The organism is Caulobacter sp. DWR3-1-2 (assembly GCF_049896225.1).
In the GTDB taxonomy this organism is placed as follows: domain Bacteria; phylum Pseudomonadota; class Alphaproteobacteria; order Caulobacterales; family Caulobacteraceae; genus Caulobacter.
The window spans coordinates 247,305-264,275 of record NZ_JAFCTW010000002.1 but is presented as its reverse complement, the minus strand read 5'-3'; the positions used below and the strand labels follow the sequence as shown (position 1 = coordinate 264,275).

At 66.3% G+C, this 16,971-nt stretch carries 18 protein-coding genes and 1 pseudogene; 13 read left to right on the top strand and 6 right to left on the bottom strand.

What is annotated here, in order from left to right; all coding sequences use genetic code 11:
- Window positions 1-828 precede the first annotated feature (828 nt).
- The 7 genes from ACP696_RS03565 (at window position 829) to ACP696_RS03535 (ending at window position 7,237) form a co-directional block, all read left to right on the top strand.
- Window positions 829-1,950: a pyridoxal phosphate-dependent aminotransferase gene (locus ACP696_RS03565; RefSeq protein WP_426012937.1), complete on the top strand. Its 1,122-nt coding sequence runs from the start codon at window positions 829-831 to the stop codon at window positions 1,948-1,950.
- Between the two features lie 22 nt (window positions 1,951-1,972).
- Window positions 1,973-3,040: a 4-hydroxyphenylpyruvate dioxygenase gene (hppD, locus tag ACP696_RS03560; RefSeq protein ID WP_426013262.1), complete on the top strand. Its 1,068-nt coding sequence runs from the start codon at window positions 1,973-1,975 to the stop codon at window positions 3,038-3,040.
- 184 nt (window positions 3,041-3,224) lie between these two features.
- Entirely contained in the window at window positions 3,225-4,514 is a 1,290-nt protein-coding gene (gene hmgA / locus ACP696_RS03555) for a homogentisate 1,2-dioxygenase (protein ID WP_426012935.1), read from the top strand.
- A 24-nt stretch (window positions 4,515-4,538) separates the two neighbouring features.
- A complete protein-coding gene (locus ACP696_RS03550; RefSeq protein ID WP_426012933.1) occupies window positions 4,539-5,546 on the top strand; it encodes a fumarylacetoacetate hydrolase family protein in 1,008 nt (335 codons plus the stop codon).
- Window positions 5,543-5,929: a Rieske (2Fe-2S) protein gene (locus tag ACP696_RS03545; protein WP_426012931.1), complete on the top strand. Its 387-nt coding sequence runs from the start codon at window positions 5,543-5,545 to the stop codon at window positions 5,927-5,929. The genes ACP696_RS03550 and ACP696_RS03545 overlap by 4 nt, the downstream gene beginning before the upstream one ends.
- Window positions 5,930-6,165: 236 nt before the next feature.
- Window positions 6,166-6,366: a hypothetical protein gene (locus ACP696_RS03540; RefSeq protein ID WP_426012930.1), complete on the top strand. Its 201-nt coding sequence runs from the start codon at window positions 6,166-6,168 to the stop codon at window positions 6,364-6,366.
- A gap of 322 nt (window positions 6,367-6,688) precedes the next feature.
- Window positions 6,689-7,237, top strand: a complete 549-nt coding sequence (locus tag ACP696_RS03535; protein WP_426012928.1) for a GNAT family N-acetyltransferase — start codon at window positions 6,689-6,691, stop codon at window positions 7,235-7,237.
- 56 nt (window positions 7,238-7,293) lie between these two features.
- Here ACP696_RS03535 and ACP696_RS03530 read toward each other — a convergent pair whose 3' ends face one another.
- From ACP696_RS03530 to ACP696_RS03520, 3 genes are all read right to left on the bottom strand, one after another.
- On the bottom strand, window positions 7,294-8,115 hold the full coding sequence (locus ACP696_RS03530) for a flagellin (protein WP_426012926.1): 822 nt from the start codon (window positions 8,113-8,115) through the stop codon (window positions 7,294-7,296).
- Window positions 8,116-8,506: 391 nt separating this feature from the next.
- The gene (locus tag ACP696_RS03525) at window positions 8,507-9,328 is read right to left on the bottom strand and encodes a flagellin (protein ID WP_426012109.1); all 822 of its coding nucleotides are present in this window, start codon (window positions 9,326-9,328) and stop codon (window positions 8,507-8,509) included.
- A gap of 301 nt (window positions 9,329-9,629) precedes the next feature.
- Entirely contained in the window at window positions 9,630-9,974 is a 345-nt protein-coding gene (locus ACP696_RS03520) for a hypothetical protein (protein WP_426012924.1), read from the bottom strand.
- A gap of 83 nt (window positions 9,975-10,057) precedes the next feature.
- Here ACP696_RS03520 and ACP696_RS03515 point away from each other — a divergent pair.
- Window positions 10,058-11,029 (top strand): annotated as a pseudogene (locus ACP696_RS03515) (helix-turn-helix transcriptional regulator); the annotation flags it as partial.
- 116 nt (window positions 11,030-11,145) lie between these two features.
- Here ACP696_RS03515 and ACP696_RS03510 read toward each other — a convergent pair.
- Window positions 11,146-12,204 (bottom strand): DNA topoisomerase IB, encoded by a 1,059-nt coding sequence (locus tag ACP696_RS03510; protein ID WP_426012922.1) that lies wholly within the window; start codon window positions 12,202-12,204, stop codon window positions 11,146-11,148.
- A 2-nt stretch (window positions 12,205-12,206) separates the two neighbouring features.
- On the bottom strand, window positions 12,207-12,434 hold the full coding sequence (locus tag ACP696_RS03505) for a DUF2945 domain-containing protein (protein ID WP_426012920.1): 228 nt from the start codon (window positions 12,432-12,434) through the stop codon (window positions 12,207-12,209).
- A gap of 81 nt (window positions 12,435-12,515) precedes the next feature.
- On the opposite strand from ACP696_RS03505, the gene rlmJ reads away from it, so the two are divergent.
- The 3 genes from rlmJ to ACP696_RS03490 all read left to right on the top strand — a co-directional run bounded on the left by rlmJ (window position 12,516) and on the right by ACP696_RS03490 (window position 15,328).
- Window positions 12,516-13,337 carry a 23S rRNA (adenine(2030)-N(6))-methyltransferase RlmJ gene (gene rlmJ, locus ACP696_RS03500; protein ID WP_426012919.1) on the top strand — a complete coding sequence of 274 codons (822 nt, stop codon included), beginning with the start codon at window positions 12,516-12,518 and terminating at the stop codon, window positions 13,335-13,337.
- Entirely contained in the window at window positions 13,334-14,629 is a 1,296-nt protein-coding gene (gene chrA, locus ACP696_RS03495; protein WP_426012917.1) for a chromate efflux transporter, read from the top strand. Before rlmJ ends, chrA begins: the two co-directional genes overlap by 4 nt.
- A 78-nt stretch (window positions 14,630-14,707) precedes the next feature.
- Entirely contained in the window at window positions 14,708-15,328 is a 621-nt protein-coding gene (locus ACP696_RS03490) for a hypothetical protein (protein ID WP_426012915.1), read from the top strand.
- 62 nt (window positions 15,329-15,390) lie between these two features.
- Here ACP696_RS03490 and ACP696_RS03485 read toward each other — a convergent pair whose 3' ends face one another.
- On the bottom strand, window positions 15,391-15,708 hold the full coding sequence (locus ACP696_RS03485) for a heavy metal-binding domain-containing protein (RefSeq protein WP_426012914.1): 318 nt from the start codon (window positions 15,706-15,708) through the stop codon (window positions 15,391-15,393).
- A 195-nt stretch (window positions 15,709-15,903) separates the two neighbouring features.
- Here ACP696_RS03485 and ACP696_RS03480 point away from each other — a divergent pair, with 195 nt between their 5' ends.
- Window positions 15,904-16,365, top strand: coding sequence for a DUF4112 domain-containing protein (locus ACP696_RS03480; protein ID WP_426013261.1), 462 nt, complete (start codon window positions 15,904-15,906; stop codon window positions 16,363-16,365).
- A 45-nt stretch (window positions 16,366-16,410) separates the two neighbouring features.
- A complete protein-coding gene (locus ACP696_RS03475) occupies window positions 16,411-16,875 on the top strand; it encodes a DUF4112 domain-containing protein (protein WP_426012912.1) in 465 nt (154 codons plus the stop codon).
- Window positions 16,876-16,971 lie beyond the last annotated feature (96 nt).

Here is a 16,971-nt window from a genome sequence, read left to right as displayed (position 1 = left end):
CAGCGTCCGCTTCCCGCCCTTCGCGGACGCTCGTAATGTCTGCTTCCGGCGACCGCCCGCATCCGCCCCGGATGCGGCTGCGCGGTCCATGTTTAGCGGTACCGGGCCGCCTTTGTTGAACCCTCTCCCTCTCGGAGAGAGGATAGAGCGCCCTCCATCCCCACAATCACTCACCCCAAACCCCAACAAATTCAACGCCCTATAAAATAATCAGCGTCACAACCGCTGGCGCACCCACCACGGCCTCATACTGGACCCCGTCTCCGTCGCGGAGGAGGGCGCTTGATACCGACCCGAAGCGGCGATGGAGATGGAACCGAGCGGGGCCGTGCAGGGCCACGCGTGGGGCAGGCATGGGTCTGGAGAAATCCGCCGCCCATCAAAACCTCGCCGGGATCTGCGCGGGTCGACGGGGCCGGGACGTTCAAACCGGTCTGTTCCAGGATCTGTCGGAGTCGCTGACGGCCCCTTCCGGGCGACTTTGATCCTGCCCGTCCGAGGGGGAACGACGATCGGGATGAAACAAGCCCTCAATCGTCGTCCCTCGAGACAAACGGTTTCGCGAAGCGGTCGGTCCACGCCGAAACGCAAACTCTAAACCCACGGTCATCCGGGCTTGGCCCGGCCGCTCCGCGCCTTCTCAACCCGCCGGGTTTCCGGACGGGGACACGCCGCAAGGGCATGTCCCCGGAGGCGTCACAAAGGTCCGAAATGGACCACTGAGTCGGCATAAAATGACCATTAAACGCCATGAGATCGTCATCATCGCCAGACCCCGCCATAGCGGACGCCCTATCCTGCCGGCCTATCCTGTACCGGAGCACGGCTATGCTGGTTGTCGATCAAAAGTCCCTGGCCCCCGCCGTTTCCTCGCCCGTGCGTCCCGCCCTGGAAGGCGTCGTCGCCTACAAGGCCGGCATGACCCTGGCCGAAGCGGCCCGCCGCGCCGGCCGCACCGACCTGTCCAAGCTGGCCAGTAACGAGAACCTGCTGGGCTGCAGCCCCAAGGTCGCCGACGCCGTGCAAGCCGCCCTGGCCAGCCCCGAGATCTATCCCGACCCCTATTGCGAGACCCTGCGCGCCGCGATCGGCCAGCGCCTGGCGATCGACGCCGGCCGGATCGTCGTCACCCCGGGCTCTGAAGCCCTGATCGACTACCTGTTCCGCGCCGTGCTGCACCCCGGCGACAGCATCCTGCTGAGCGCGCCCACCTTCCCGGCCTATGGAATCTTCGGGGCCTGCGCCGAGGCCAGCTTCATCGACGTGCCGCGCCTCGAAAGCTTCGACCTCGACGTCGAGGCCTTCAAGCTCGAGGCCGCCAAGGGTCCCAAGCTGATGGTGCTGTGCACCCCCAACAACCCGACCGGCAACGCGATGAGCGGCGTCGACATGGCCGAGATCCTGGCCGTCACCCCGCGCTCGACCGTGGTGTTCGTCGACGAGGCCTATCGCGAATATCACGCCGCCTTCGACACCCTGGCCCTGCTGAAGGCCTGGGGCGGGACCTGGGTCTCGGGCCGCACCTTCTCCAAGGCCTATGGCCTGGCCGGCCTGCGCGTCGGCTACGGCATCTGCTCGTCGGTGGAGCTGGTCGGATACCTCGATCGCATCCGCCCGCCGTTCAACGTCGCCGCCATCAGCCAGGCCGCCGCCCTGGCCGCCTGGGACGACCAGGAGCACCTGAACCAAACCGTCGCCCTGACGATCGCCGAGCGTGGCCGCGTGGAGGCCGTACTGCACGCCATGGCCGTGCAGCGCACACGGAGCGCGGCCAATTTCGTGTTCCTGCGCAGCCCGGCCGGCGCCGAAGCGACCGCCATGCGTTTGCTTCGGGAAGGGCTTATCGTGCGGCCCACGCCCGTGCCCGGCGGCTGGGTGCGGATCACCATCGGCCGCCCCGCCGACAACGACCGCCTGATCGCCGCCCTGCCGGCCGCCCTTGCGCTCTGACTCCGGAGACAACGCCATGACCATGACCGCTGAAAACCCGCCCCAAAACCCGTTGGGCCTCGACGGCTTCGCCTTCGTCGAGTTCACCAGCCCCGAGCCGGCCGCCATGAAGGCGCTGTTCGAGCAACTGGGTTTCGTGCCCGCCTCGACCCATCCGACCAAGGCCGTGACCCGCTACAAGCAAGGCAGGATAAGCCTGCTGGTCAATGACGAGCCGGCCGGCCAGGTCGCCGCGTTCCGCGCGGCGCACGGCCCTTCGGCCAACGGCATGGCGTTCGGCGTCGCCGACGTGGAAGCCGCCTATGCCGAGGCCCTGAAGCGCGGGGCCGTCGCGGCCGACGCCTCGGCGACCGTGCTGGGCGAGGGCGCGCGGGTGCTGGAAGGCATCGGCGGCTCGATGCTGTATCTGGTCGAAGGCCCAGGCGCGGTGTTCGCGAGCTGGGACGCCGTGCCCGGCGCTGCGGAAGCGGAAGCGGCCAACAATGTCGGCCTCGACCTGCTCGACCACCTGACTCACAACGTCAAGCGCGGCCAGATGCGCACCTGGTCGACCTTCTATCGCGAGGTCTTCGGCTTCGAGGAGCAGAAGTATTTCGACATCAAGGGCCAGGCCACCGGCCTGTTCAGCCAAGCGATGATCGCGCCCGACAAGGCCATCCGCATCCCGCTCAACGAGAGCCAGGACGACCACAGCCAGATCGAGGAATTCCTGCGCCAGTACAAGGGCGAGGGCATCCAGCACCTGGCCCTGACCACGGACGACATTTTCGACACTGTCGAGAAGCTGCGGGCCCGGGGCGTCAAGCTGCAGGACACCATCGAGACCTATTACGAGCTGGTCGACAAGCGTGTGCCGGGCCATGGCGAGGATCTGGAACGCCTGCGCAAGAACCGTATCCTGCTGGACGGCAATGTCGGCGAGGAAGGCCTGCTGCTGCAGATCTTCACCGAGAACCTGTTTGGGCCGATCTTCTTCGAGATCATCCAGCGCAAGGGCAATCAGGGCTTCGGCAACGGCAATTTCCAGGCGCTATTCGAGAGCATCGAGCTGGACCAGATTCGGCGTGGGGTGATTACCGTCGAGGCCTAGGGGGCTTTTCGAGCGGCGCGGGAAGGGTTCTATTCTCTTTCCCTTCATCCCGGCGAGGGCCGGGACCGAAGCTGGATTTCGGCTTGGCCCAGAACGATCGAACCGCCGCTTATCGCTTCCGAGCTCGGCCTGGGTCCCGGCCTTCGCCGGGATGAAGGGAGGTGGGGGTGTTTGTGAGAACCGCATGACTGACGCGCCCGCCTACCAATCCGGCTTCGGCAACCACTTCTCCACCGAGGCCGTGCCTGGCACGCTGCCAGTCGGTCAGAACTCGCCGCAACGGCCGCCCTATGGCCTCTATGCCGAGCAGCTGTCGGGCACGGCCTTTACCGCGCCGCGTCATGAAAACCGCCGCAGCTGGCTCTATCGCCTGCGGCCCAGCGCTGGCCATGGTCCCTATGCGCCCTACGTCCAGGATCGCCTGAAGAGCGGCCCGTTCGATGTCGCCGAGCCGACCCCCAACCGCCTGCGCTGGGACCCGCTCGACATTCCCGCCGAGCCGACGGACTTCGTGGACGGCCTGACAACCCTGGCCGGCAACGGCGACGTGGCGACCCAAGCCGGCATGGCCGCGCACCTGTATCTCGCCAACACGTCGATGACCGACCGGGTGTTCCAGAACGCCGACGGCGAGCTGTTGATCGTGCCCCAGCAGGGCGCGGTGCGCCTGGTTACCGAGCTGGGCCTGATCGACGCCGCGCCGGGCGAGATCGTGGTCATCCCGCGCGGCGTCCGCTTCCGCGTCGAGGTCGATGGGCCCGTGCGCGGTTATGTCTGCGAGAACTACGGCCCGATGTTCCGCCTGCCGGAGCTGGGTGCGATCGGCTCCAATGGCCTGGCCAACAGCCGCGACTTCCTTACGCCCGTCGCCGCCTTCGAGGACGTCGATCGTCCCACCCAGGTGATCCAGAAGTTCCAGGGCGGGCTGTGGGCCGGAACCTGGGACCACAGCCCGCTGGACGTGGTGGCCTGGCACGGCAATCTGGCGCCCTACAAGTACGACCTGGCGCGGTTCAACACGATCAACACGGTCAGTTTCGACCACCCCGACCCGTCGATCTTCACCGTGCTGACCGCGCCCAGCGAGATCCCCGGCACGGCCAATGTGGACTTCGTGATCTTCCCGCCGCGCTGGATGGTGGCCGAGCACACCTTCCGCCCGCCCTGGTTCCACCGAAACGTGATGAGCGAGTTCATGGGCCTGGTCACCGGCGCCTATGACGCCAAGGCCGGCGGCTTCAGCCCCGGCGGGGCGTCCCTGCACAACATGATGAGCGATCACGGCCCCGACGTGGCCAGCCATGCGGGCGCGACGGCGGCGGATTTGAAGCCGCACAGGATCGACGGGACCATGGCCTTCATGTTCGAAAGCCGCTGGGTGATCCGCCCCACGAAGTTCGCGCTGGAGACTTGCGCGCTTCAGGCCGACTATGACGCCTGCTGGATGGGCTTTCCCAAAGCCGTCCTGCCCTAACAAGAAAATGAAGAGGAAGCGCCCATGAAGCTCGCGTCCCTGAAGGGCGGCCGTGACGGCCGGCTGGTGGTGGTCTCCAACGACCTGGCCTGGTTCACCGACGCCGGAACGATCGCGCCGACCCTGCAAGCCGCGCTCGATGACTGGGAGCGCTGCGAGCCCATGCTCAAGGCCCTGGCCCTGAGCGTCGAGGATGGCGGCGTGCCGCTGGAGCGGTTCCATGAGCATGACGCCGCCAGCCCCTTGCCGCGCGCCTATCAGTGGGTGGACGGCTCGGCCTATGTGAACCACGTCCAACTGGTGCGTCAGGCGCGGGGCGCCGAAATGCCCGAGACCTTCTGGACCGATCCGCTGATGTACCAGGGGGCCTCCGACGGGTTTCTCGGTCCGCGTGACACCATCCCGCTGGCCGACGCCGCCTGGGGCTGCGACCTGGAGGGCGAGGTGGCGGTGATCGTCGGCGACGTGCCGTTGGGCGCGACCCGCGAGGAGGCCCTGGCCGCCATCACCCTGGTCATGCTCTGCAACGACGTCTCCCTGCGCAACCTGATCCCCGGCGAACTGGCCAAGGGCTTTGGCTTCGTCCAGTCCAAGCCCGCCAGCGCCTTCTCGCCAGTCGCCGTCTCGGTCGACGCCCTGGGCGAGGCCTGGAAGGACGGCAAGCTGCACGGCGCCTTGGTGGTCACCCTCAACGGCAAGGACTTCGGCAAGGCTGACGCCGGCGTCGACATGACCTTCGATTTCGCGACCCTGGTGGCCCACGCCGCCAAGACCCGCGGCCTGGCGGCGGGCACTATCGTCGGCTCGGGCACGGTCAGCAATCGCGGCGCAGACGGCGGACCCGGCAAGCCGATCGCCGAGGGGGGGCTGGGCTATTCTTGCCTGGCCGAGCTGCGCACGGTCGAGACCCTCCTGGGCGGCGCGGCCAAGACGTCCTTCCTTCTGGGCGAGGACATGGTCCGCATCGAGATGCGTGACGCCAAGGGCCACTCGATCTTCGGCGCCATCGAACAGACGGTCGAGCGCGTTTGAGCCAAGAGACCGCGCCGGACGCCAGGGCTGGCGGTCGGGTGTGGACGACGCCGGCCGGGGTGAAGCTCGGCCCGCTCGACCAGATCGCCGACCCGGGCGCGCGGAACTATGTCCTGCAGATCGGCGACAAGCGCTTCCACGGCTTCGTGGTGCGCCGGGGCGGGGCGGCGTTCGGTTATGTCGACCGCTGCCCGCACGCCGGCCTGCCCCTGGCCCAGGTGCTGGACCGCTATCTGACCGACGACGGCGGCCTGATCGCCTGCTCCTGGCACGGGGCGCTGTTCGAGGTCGAGACCGGGGCCTGCGTCGGCGGACCCTGCGTCGGGGCGCGGCTGTCACCTTGGCCGGTGGTGGTCGAGGGCGGGCGGGTCGTGACGGGGTAGCTTCCAAGCCTGTCATCCCGGACAAGCCCGCAGGGCCGCTGATCCGGGACCGCCGGAAGCCCCTGCGTTCACGCGTCGGTCCCGGATCTGCGCACTGCGGGCTTGTCCGGGATGACAACATTTATAAGTTCTGCACCAAACCCCCACGCTCCCTCCGCCCGCCCTGGAAACCCCCGGCATCGGGGGACGACACGACCGCTTCAGTTTGGTGACACGCGTCATCAAGGAGCGATGAGATGGCCTACGACCAGATGCAGGTGCGCGACTACGCGGTGGTGATCCACGCGGGCAATGACGCCTGGACCTGGCAGGTGATGGATTTCGACGCCAGGGTCGCCGCCTGCGGCCTGGCGCCGGATCGCGAGAGCGCCTGGCGCAGCGGTCTGTTCGCGGCCGGGGCGGTGGGCGCCTTGGCGCGTCTCGGCCGCCGCGCCTAGAGCATTTCCCGACCTGACTGCGTCAGGCCGTGAGCTCTAATCTTCTGTTTTGACGCATTTTTCTTCACGCGAACCGCAACCACTTCGCTCGAAAAATGCTCTAGCGCCCAAAGAAAAGGCCGCCTTCGCAGGAGAGCGGAAGACGGCCCAAAGTGGGATAGGAGGAAACGCCCAGAAAGGCTGGGACTTCTGTAGCGCATTCTTTTGGCTGTGACAACGTTGTCATAAAAGAATTTCGCCAAGGGCGCCATTGTCGCGGCTTCGGGCTTGGAGGCGACCGTTCGAGCGGCCAAGCTGGCCCGCGCCAAAGGAGCGATCCGCTTTGAGTCTGAACCTGCGTCTCGCCGTCCCCGAGGACCTACCCGCCTTGCGCGATCTGATGAACGCGGCGATCGGTGAACTGCTGGCCCCGTTTTTGACCCCAGATGGCGTGGCCGCCTCGTTCGAGGTCATGGGGCTGGACAGCCAACTGGTGGCCGACGGCACCTATTTCGTGGTCGAGGATGACGGGGTGCTGGCCGGCTGCGGTGGCTGGAGCCGGCGCGCCACCTTGTTCGGCGGCGATCATTCGGCGGGGCGTGACGCCGCGCTGCTGGATCCGGCCCGGGACGCGGCCAGGGTGAGGGCGATGTACACCCACCCCGATCACGTGCGGAAGGGCGTCGGCCGATTGATTCTGGAAGCCTGCGAAGGCGCGGCGGCGGGGGAGGGGTTCTCGCGCTGCGAACTGGCGGCGACCCTGGCCGGCGAGCCGCTATACCGGGCCTGCGGGTACCAGGAGATCGAGCGCTTCGCCGCGCCAACCTCCAGCGGGGTCGAGGTGCCCTTGGTGCGGATGGGCAAGACGCTGACGCCTATCGGGCGCGCATAGAAAAAGGGCGGGTCCGAAGACCCGCCCTTTCCTTACGCTTACGCGGTACGCTGAACTTAGCGGAACAGGCTCAGGATCGACGAGGACGACTGGTTGGCGATAGACAGAGCTTGCACGCCCAACTGCTGCTTCGTTTGCAGCGACTGCAGCTTGGCGCTTTCCTTGGCCAGGTCGGCGTCCACCAGGTTGCCGACGCCGGCGTCCAGGCTGTCTTGCAGCTTGCCGACGAAGGTCAGGTGAGTGTCGAGGCCGGTGGAGCTGGTGCCCAAGGAGGCCAGCTTGTTGGCCGCGGTGCCCAGGGCGTTGGTGACCGTAGCGATCATGGTCTTGGCGGCCGCGGCGGTGGTGAAGGTCGACGTCGCGCTCATGCCCAGACCGGCCAGCGAGATGGTCTTGGCCGACACGGTGAAGCCCGAACCGTCCGAGTTGGCCAGGAAGGTCAGCTTGGTGGTCGAACCATCAGCGATGCTCACGCCATTGAACTTGGCGTTGGTCACGGCCTTGGTGATCTGGTCGCGCAACGAGTTGAAGTCGGCGGCCAGGGCGTTGAACGACGAGGTGTTCAGCGAGGTGTCGGAAGCGGCGAGGGCCTTTTCCTTCATCTTGCCCAGCAGGTCGGTGACGGTGTCGCCAGCGGCCAGGGCCACGTCGATCGTCGATTGACCGCGTTGCAGCGAGTCCTTGACGGAGTTCAGCGAGCTGGCCGTGCTCGACTGGGTCTTGGCCGTCGCCCAGATCGCGCCATTGTCCTTGGCGCTACCGATCTTCTTGCCGGTATTGATACGTTGTTGCGTAACCTGCAGTTCCGAGTTCGTGGTGTTCAGGTTTTGCAGGGCGATCATCGCGCCCGAGTTCGTGTTGATGCTGTTCAAAGCCATTTCGGCAAGTTCCCATTCAAGGTGTCTGACGTCATTTTGACAGTCAGGAGCGTTTTGCTCGGGGCCCACTCTCCACGGTCATGCTTTCGATATTGTAAAAATGTCGCAGCTATTTTTGGGATGTAGCTAACGCCGCGTTAGGCATTAACACTTGCCGATCGATTCTATTATTTCGAGCAGCCTTGGCGAACTCTCGGTCAAGAGATAACTATAAATCTCTACACTTTACACGAGAGACTCAAAATCGATCCTTGGTGGCGCATCGCCACGAGTGGACTAAATCCTGTAGCGGCCAGGCTGTCGTTGTTGAAATTTAGACTCTGGGGCACGAAAAAGGGGGCGGGTCCGAAGACCCGCCCCCAAAGGTATGATGAACGCAAAAGGCCGTCGATTAACGGAACAGGCTCAGGATCGACGAGGACGACTGGTTGGCGATAGACAGCGCCTGCACGCCCAGTTGCTGCTTGGTTTGCAGCGACTGCAGCTTGGCGCTTTCCTTGGCCAGGTCGGCGTCCACCAGGTTGCCGACGCCGGCGTCGAGGCTGTCTTGCAGCTTGCCGACGAAGGTCAGGTGGGTGTCGAGACCGGTGGAGCTGGTGCCCAAGGAGGCCAGCTTGTTGGCCGCGGTGCCCAGGGCGTTGGTGACCGTAGCGATCATGGTCTTGGCGGCCGCGGCGGTGGTGAAGGTCGACGTCGCGCTCATGCCCAGACCGGCCAGCGAAATGGTCTTGGCCGACACGGTGAAGCCCGAACCGTCCGAGTTGGCCAGGAAGGTCAGCTTTGTGGTCGAACCATCGGCGATGCTCACGCCATTGAACTTGGCGTTGGTGACAGCCTTGGTGATCTGGTCGCGCAGCGAGGTGAAGTCGGCGGCCAGGGCGTTGAATGAGGCGGTGTTCAGCGAGGTGTCGGACGCGGCGAGGGCCTTTTCCTTCATCTTGCCCAACAGGTCGGTGACGGTGTCGCCGGCGGCCAGGGCCACGTCGATCGTCGATTGACCGCGTTGCAGGGAGTCCTTGACGGCGTTCAATGAGGAGGCGGACGAGGATTGGACCTTGGCGGTCGCCCAGATCGCGCCGTTGTCCTTGGCGCTACCGACCTTCTTGCCGGTGTTGATGCGTTGTTGCGTAACCTGCAGTTCCGAGTTCGTGGTGTTCAGGTTTTGCAGGGCGATCATCGCGCCCGAGTTCGTGTTGATGCTATTGAGACCCATGGTCGTCGTCCTATTCAAGGCATCCGACGTCATTTTGACTGCCGGGAGCGTTTTGCTCGCCACCAGAATGGTCGATGTCGGTTTACGAGCTATGAAGAGGAATTGTTGGAACCGGCAAGATCTGTCGTCGCGGGTATTTGTGTCGGGTCAATATATATAAAACCTAAGGTACATGTGTCGATCTGTCGCGTTGTCGAAAGATTTGATACAAAACTGGGGTATTTTCTCGACCTTATCTTTCGGCCGCCTCCTCGGGTTGTTTTTCGCTGCGGCCAAACGTCCAGACGTTCCGCTCAGGCGCTCAGGCGCTCAGGCGATGCGGCGTCTGGTCGCGGTCGTCGTGGTCGAAAAGGTCGAAGGCGTCTTCCCACGTGGCTTGGCGAGTGACGCGGAGGGCTGCGTCGTCGATGATCCGGACGATCTGGTCCTCGCGGTCGTTCCAGACAAGGCCGACGTCGGCGGCGCGCTCGGCGTCGCGGCCCAGCAGCAGAATGATGTCGGCCCGCAACACCCGCTCGGGGCTCAGCCTCAGCAGGGTGCGGCCGCCGCCGAGATCGCGATGGATGTCAGCGAAGTCGAGCACGGCCGAGATCATCGCGGCGCTGACCGGGGCGGTGTGCCAGTCCTGGCAGGCGAGACGGTTCATGATCGAGGCTCCGAGACGGCGCGAGTTGCTGGACTCTGCTTTTAAGGATGCGTTGCGACAAAAACGGTCGTATTGGTTTCGCCATGCGGCACGACAAGGCGACCAAACTGCTGGACCTCGCCCGGATGCTGGCTGGCTCGTCCGAGGGCATGACCCTGGACGAGATGGCCCGCGCGATGGAGGTGGGGCGACGCACCGCCGAACGGATGCGCGACGCGGTCTGGGCCGCCTTTCCGCAGATGGAAGCCATCGACGATCCGCCCACCAAGCGTTTCCGCATCCCATCTGGTCTGGACAGCCTGTTTCAGACACCGACCGCCGAGGAACTGGCCGCACTGCGCACCGCCGCCGACAGCTACGCTGCGGGGGGAGCGGCCGGGCGGGCCGCGTCGTTGCAGGCTCTGGAGCGCAAGCTGATGTCTGCCTTGCGCGGCTCGGCCCGCCGCCGGGTGGCTCCGGATCTCGAAGCCCTGATCCAGGCCGAGACCATCGCCATCCATCCGGGCCCCCGTCCGTTCGAGGACGCCCAGGTCCTGGGGGCCATCCGCACGGCCGTCAAGGCGCTGCAGGCCCTGTCCTTCCGCTACGAGGGCGGCAGCGCGCCGGGCCGGACCCGCAAGGTCACGCCGCTGGGCATCCTTTTCGGTCACAGCAACTATCTGGTGGCGGTGGAGGGCAAGGACCCCCGTCCGCGCACCTTCCGGCTGGACCGCATGGAGGCCGTGGGCGTGCTCGACGAGCCGGCGCCCCCGCCGGCCGACTTCTCGCTGCCGGCCTTCGCCGCCGAGAGCTTCGGGATCTATCACGGCGACATCGAGGACGTGGTCCTGCGCATCGGCCCCAGCCGCGCCGACGACGCCGTGCGCTGGCGCTTCCACCCTAGCCAGGTGGTGTCGCGCGAGCCGGACGGATCCGTGAGCGTGGCCTTCCGGGCAAGCGGCATGCGGGAGCTCGCCTGGCACCTTTTCACCTGGGGTGACGCGGTGGAGATCGTCTCGCCGGCGGGCTTGAAGGCCTTGATGGTCGAGGAGTTGAAGGCGGCGCTGAAGGCGCACGATCTTCCTTCTCTCCTTGCGGGAAAAGGTGGCGGCCTAAGGCCGACGGAGGGGTCGAAAACCGACTCCGCTGCAGACTGAGGCGCCGCTCGCGGTTTCGGGGTCGGTGCGACCCCTCATTCAACGGCTGAGCCGCCACCCTCTCCCGCAAGGGGCGAAGGATTTTGTGACGCCACCAGCCGCAGCAGCGCGAGCTCCATTGCCCTCGGCGACGAGGCTTTTCGTTTTGGCAGTTGGCTGGTCTCGAAAGCTTCCAGCACCTTGGGGTGGATATAGGCCGCGCGGCACACCGCCGGGGTATTGCCCAGCAGGCCGGCGACGGCCTTGACGCAGGTGTTGAGCGTGCGCTTGGCCTCGGTCTGGGTCGCCGGCGCCGGGCTGGTGCCCAGGGCCTCCAGCGCCGCCAGCGAGCCGTACCAGGTGCGGAAGTCCTTGGCCGAGAATTCGTCGCCGCACGCGGACCGGATGTAGTCGTTGACGTCGCTGCTCTCGATCGCCCGGCGTTGACCGTCGTCATCCAAATACTGGAACAACCGTTGGCCGCGCAGTTCCTGGCAGGCGGCGACGATGCGGGCCAGACGGCGGTCGCGAAAGCCGGTCTTGTGCTTCTTGCCGCTCTTGCCGACGAATTCAAAGACTGCCCCGCCGCCGTTCAGCTTCAGGTGCCGCTTGCGCATGGTGGTCAGGCCAAAGCTGTTGTTCTGCTTGGCGTAGACGTCGTTGCCGACCCGAATGAGGGTCAGTTCCAGCAGGCTGACCACGGCGGCCAGCACCTTCTCGCGCGGCAGGCCGCGACGCGCCAGATCGCGCTCGACCCGTTTGCGCAGCTTGGGCAAGGAGCGGCCGAAGTCGGACATGCGGTCGTACTTGCGCGCGTCGCGGTCGGCCCGCCATTCGGTGTGGTAGCGGTACTGCTTGCGGTTCTTCTGGTCGCGGCCGATTGCCTGGATGTGGCCGTTGGCGTCGGGACAGATCCAGACGCTGGTCCAGGCCGGCGGGATGGCCAGGGCCTTGATGCGGTCGAGGGTCGCCTCGTCCGTCACCGTCTTGCCGTCCTCATCGACATAGGAAAAGCCCTTGCCGTCGGCGACGCGGCGCAGGCCCTGCTCCTGGTCGTTGACATAGGCCAGCAGGGTGCGTTCGGCGGGGGTCGTCTCCGCAATGTCGCGGGCCATGGTCACTCGCTCCTTGAAGGATGCAGTTCGGATTGGGATTTCAACGCCTGGCCGCCGTCCTCCTGGGTGACCAGATAGGCCGGCGCGGCGCGGCTGCCATTGCGGACGATCTTTTCGCCTTGGATGGTGCGCTGGACCCGGCGCTCGAAGCGTTCGGCGACCTGGCCGTGAGCCTTGTGCGCGCCCCAGGTCCAGGTGACCTTGTCGCCCTTCGAAAAATGCGACGCCATGGCGTGCTCCCCTATCGTGCGGTCTTGTTTATTCGCCAACGTGATAGACGGATCGTCGGTTCCGGGAGCGACGCGCCAGATATGAACTACCGACACGCCTTCCACGCCGGCAATTTCGCTGACCTGCAGAAGCACGCGATCCTGCTGGCGCTGCTGGCGGCCCTGACCGCCAAGGACGGTCCGCTGTCGGTGATCGACACCCATGCCGGGGCCGGGGCCTACGACCTGGGCGGCGAGATGGCCCTGCGGTCGGGCGAGGCGGCGGCGGGGATTGGTCGGCTGTTGGCGATGAAGAACGTCCCGGCGGTGTTGGCGCCTCTGGTCGCGGCGGTGAAGGCGCTGAACGGCGGCGGCGACGGTTCGCTCTATCCTGGCTCGCCGCTGCTCATCGCCGGCGGCCTGCGCAGGACCGACCGCTACACCGCCTGCGAGCTGCGGCCCGACGAGTTCGACAGCTTGCGCCGCACCGTGAAGCCCTACGCCTTCGCCGAGGCGATCAAGGATGACGGCTATGCCACCGCCGCGGCCTTGGCGGGGAAGGGCGGCCGGACCTTCGTGCTGATCGACCCGCCGTTCGAGCGCAGCGACGACTACGCCCAGATCGTCGCCACGACCAAGGCGGTGCTGGCCAAGGACCGACACGCGGTGATCGCCGCCTGGATGCCGCTCAAGGACCTGGAAACCTTCGACGCCTTCATGCGCGCCATGGAAACCGTCACCAACGACGCGCTAGCTGCCGAACTGCGCCTTCGCCCACTGACGGACCCGATGAAGATGAACGGTTGCGCGATGGTCATGGTCGGCGCGCCGCAGTCCACGGAAGCGGCGATCACCGAGGCCACGACCTGGTTGGCCGGGAATCTCGGCGACGTCGGCGCCAAGGCGAGGATCTGGCGCGCGTGACGCCATCGGCCAGCCCCAGTTTCCGCCCCACCTTCCGTGAAGCGTTCTGGGTTTGGCTGAAGGTTGGGTGTCTCGGCTTTGGCGGCCCCGCCGGCCAGATCGCCCTGCTGCACAAGGAGGTGGTCGAGCAGCGCGGCTGGATCGACGAGGCGCGTTTCGCCCACGCCCTCAGCTTCTGCATGCTGCTGCCCGGACCCGAGGCGCAGCAATTGGCGACCTGGCTCGGTTGGCGGCTGCATGGCGTGCGCGGCGGGATCGCGGCGGGGCTGCTGTTCGTGCTGCCGGGCCTGCTGGTGATGCTCGGGCTGTCGGCCCTGTACGTCTCCCATGGCCGCGAAGCCTGGGCCGGACCGGCTCTGCTGGGATTGAAGGCGGCCGTGGTGGCCTTGGTGCTGCAGGCCGTGATCCGCATGGGCAGCCGGGCGATCAAGGGCGCGGCGGGATGGTGGGCGGCCGGCCTGGCCTTCCTGGCCCTGACTGCGACCGCCCTGCCGTTCCCGCTGATCATCCTGGCCGCCGGCGCGGCCGGTTTGACCTTGGGCGGCGGCCCGGTCGTCGAGGCGGAGCCCAACGCGGTGGACGCGCGGCCCACCTGGCGCACGGCCGTGATCTGCCTTGCCGTCTGGCTCGCGCCGGTGGCGCTGGCGCTGGCTGTCGCGCCGGGATCGCCTCTGGTCCGGATCGGCGGGGTGTTCAGCACGCTGGCGGTGGTCAGTTTCGGCGGAGCCTATGCGGCGCTGGCCTATGTCGGCCAGGCGGCGGGGTCCTATGGCTGGCTAACCCCAACCCAGATGCTCGACGGCCTGGGCCTGGCCGAGACCACGCCGGGGCCGCTGGTGCTGGTCTTCGTGTTCGTCGGCTTCGTCGGCGGCTACCAGACCGCGCCGGAAGGATGGGCCTGGCTCGCCGCCTTGGCCGGGGGTTTGATGGCCGCCTGGACCACCTTCGCCCCATCGTTTCTATGGATCTTCGCCGGCGGTCCGTTCGTCGAGCGGCTGAGGACCAAGCCCAGGCCAGCACGGGCCCTGGCCTTGGTCTCGGCCGCCGCTGTCGGCGTGATCGCGTACCTGGCGGTGTGGTTTGCCATCCACCTGCTGTTCAGGGTCGGCGGGGTGAAGACCTGGGGACCGCTGCGCACTGAACTTCCGGACCTGGCCAGCCTCAATCTCGGGGCGCTCGGCTTGACAGGCCTGGCGTGCGGGCTGGTGCTGGCGTTGCGCATGCCGGTGTTGGCGGTGGTCGCCGTGATGGTGGCCGCTGGATTGGCGCTGGGCGCTGCGGGCTTGACCTAGGGTCAAGATTTTCGCGCTTGCGATACGGGAAACCGTGTTATGCTGCGCCGCAACAAAACGGTTGTTGGAGCCCGCGCCATGACCCTCTCGTTCCTGCCCGAACCCGCCAAGCTCGACCCTGGAAAAGGCTCCTATCTGTTGGCCGCCGCCGCCTCGCCCCTGTGGCTGATGTTCGGTAGCGCCGCCATGGCGGGCGCGACCTGGTGGTGGTGGTCGGCGCGCTGGCGCGAGGCGGTCAATGTCGAGGCGTTGATGGCGCCCTCGCTCAACGCGCCGGGGTCCGAACCGGTCATTGCCCCAGTCACCGAGGCGCCCGCGCTTGACCTCGCCCCGGTCGAGATGGCGGAGCCCGTCGAACCCGCGCCCGTGATCGAGGCCGTCGCTGAAGCGATGGAGCAGACGCTCGATACCGCCGAAGCCGCCACGACCGAAGCTATGGAAACCGCAAAGGCTTTAGCCAAACCCGTGGTCGAAGCCGCCGTCGAGACCGTAGAGGCGACCGCCGACGATCTGACGCTGCTGGTCGGCATCGGCCCCAAGCTGGCGGTGGCGCTGGCCGAGCTGGGCGTGACCCGGTTCGCAGAGATCGCCGCCTGGAGCGCCAAGGACTTGGCCAAGTTCGATAACCAGCTGAACTTGAAGGGCCGCGCCGAGCGCGACGCCTGGGTAGCTCAAGCCGAGCGGCTGGCCGCTCTTTAATACCGCTCATCCCGGCATCCGCCGGGGTGAGCGGTTGGTTTGGCCTGTCGTTGCCGCGCTAGCTAAAGGACGACAGCCGTCCCGGATACCGAAACCATCATCATCGAGCCGTTGGGGCCGACGGTGTTGTAGTCGAGATCGACGGCCAGTATGGCGTTGGCGCCCAGTTTTTCGGCCTCTTTGACGAGGGCCTTCATGGCGTCTTCGCGGGCCCGGGCCAGCACGCGCTCATAGGATTTCGAGTGGCCGCCGATAAAGTCGCGGATTGCCGCCATCAGATCCAGCACCACGTTGGCGCCGAGGATCGACTGGGCGTAGATCGCGCCCTTGTAATCCTGGACCGGCCGGCCCTCGATAAAGGGGGTGGTCGAGATCAGCATCGGTAAGTCCCCCTCAGCCGCCATCGGCGCGTCGCCGTTAACTTAAGCATAAACCCGCTGATCCGCGAGGGGCTCCCTTCCGGCGCGAAGTATTTGCATCGGGGTTTCGCCTGACGCGGGAAACTGCGCTTTGACCACTTCCTGCGCGCCCGTGGTTAAGGCAGATTGACCGCTTCCGCTGCTGGGGGCCGCCGGGTGATCTTCGCCAAATCGCATTTGGATCTTCACAATATCCGCAACAACGTCGAGCGGGTGAAGAAGCTGTCCGACAACGTGGTCGGGATTGGGCCGCTGGGCATCGGCCTGGACGGCCTGCTGACCTGGATCCCGGGGGCGGGCGAGCTCTACAGCTTGGGAGCCGGGGGGCTGATCGTCATCGACGCCGTGCGAGCGCGCGCCGCGCCGATGATCGTGGTGCAGATCGTCGCCATCATCCTGATCGACACCGTCGCCGGCGCGGTGCCGGTGGCCGGCAAGATCGCCGACATGCTGTTCACCGGCCACAAGTGGTCGGCCGACATGCTGACCAAGCACATGGACGACACGATCTATTTCGAGGGCACGCGCAAGGATGTCCAGGGCACTGCCGAATATCGCGACCTTCTGGAGCGAATTCGGGCCGGCAAGGAAAAACGCCGTGTCGTGTTTCTGGGCTAGTTTGGCGTTCAGACAACCAAGTTCGTAGAGGCGCGTTGAACTGACATGACCGAGCGCACCGCCGAAACCCTTGAGGGCTACGTCGTCGACGAAGGCCCTTCCTCCCACCGCCATAAGGCCCATCAGGCCTGGCGGCACGCCGAGACCATCAAGCGCCTGTCCGATCGCTTGATCGGCATTGGCCCCTTCGGCATTGGCCTGGACGGCGTTCTGGCCTGGGTGCCCGGCGTGGGTCTGGCCTACGGCCTGGGTGCGGGCGGGGTGCTGCTCTACCACGCCATGCAAGCCAGAGCCTCTGCCGCCACGATGGCCCGGATGGCCGCCTATCTGGCCGCCGACAACCTGTCCGACACCGTGCCGATGCTGGGCTGGGCGGTCGATACCCTGTTCCCCGGCCACCTGATGGCCGCCAAGGCGCTGCAGAAGGACATCGAGTCCAAGCACGGTCTGCCCGACGACATCGACATCAAGACGCGCAAGAAGCGCAAGGTGAAGGCGGACAAGCGGTAGGGCTTAAGTCGGCAGGTCGGCAGGTCGGCAACCTTGACCGTCAAATCCGGAAAGGGGCGCGACCTCGCCGTCGCGATTGAGCTCGTTGATCTCGCC

Excerpts from the sequence above, each read along its gene's own strand:
- ACP696_RS03475 (WP_426012912.1), top strand. The coding sequence starts at position 16,411 with ATGACCGAGCGCACCGCCGAAACCCTTGAGGGCTACGTCGTCGACGAA.
- hppD (WP_426013262.1), top strand. The coding sequence starts at position 1,973 with ATGACCGCTGAAAACCCGCCCCAAAACCCGTTGGGCCTCGACGGCTTC.
- ACP696_RS03565 (WP_426012937.1), top strand. The coding sequence starts at position 829 with ATGCTGGTTGTCGATCAAAAGTCCCTGGCCCCCGCCGTTTCCTCGCCC.
- ACP696_RS03550 (WP_426012933.1), top strand. The coding sequence starts at position 4,539 with ATGAAGCTCGCGTCCCTGAAGGGCGGCCGTGACGGCCGGCTGGTGGTG.
- hmgA (WP_426012935.1), top strand. The coding sequence starts at position 3,225 with ATGACTGACGCGCCCGCCTACCAATCCGGCTTCGGCAACCACTTCTCC.
- ACP696_RS03520 (WP_426012924.1), bottom strand. The coding sequence starts at position 9,974 with ATGAACCGTCTCGCCTGCCAGGACTGGCACACCGCCCCGGTCAGCGCC.
- rlmJ (WP_426012919.1), top strand. The coding sequence starts at position 12,516 with ATGAACTACCGACACGCCTTCCACGCCGGCAATTTCGCTGACCTGCAG.
- ACP696_RS03530 (WP_426012926.1), bottom strand. The coding sequence starts at position 8,115 with ATGGCTTTGAACAGCATCAACACGAACTCGGGCGCGATGATCGCCCTG.
- ACP696_RS03490 (WP_426012915.1), top strand. The coding sequence starts at position 14,708 with ATGACCCTCTCGTTCCTGCCCGAACCCGCCAAGCTCGACCCTGGAAAA.
- ACP696_RS03510 (WP_426012922.1), bottom strand. The coding sequence starts at position 12,204 with ATGGCCCGCGACATTGCGGAGACGACCCCCGCCGAACGCACCCTGCTG.
- ACP696_RS03505 (WP_426012920.1), bottom strand. The coding sequence starts at position 12,434 with ATGGCGTCGCATTTTTCGAAGGGCGACAAGGTCACCTGGACCTGGGGC.
- ACP696_RS03485 (WP_426012914.1), bottom strand. The coding sequence starts at position 15,708 with ATGCTGATCTCGACCACCCCCTTTATCGAGGGCCGGCCGGTCCAGGAT.
- ACP696_RS03540 (WP_426012930.1), top strand. The coding sequence starts at position 6,166 with ATGGCCTACGACCAGATGCAGGTGCGCGACTACGCGGTGGTGATCCAC.
- ACP696_RS03525 (WP_426012109.1), bottom strand. The coding sequence starts at position 9,328 with ATGGGTCTCAATAGCATCAACACGAACTCGGGCGCGATGATCGCCCTG.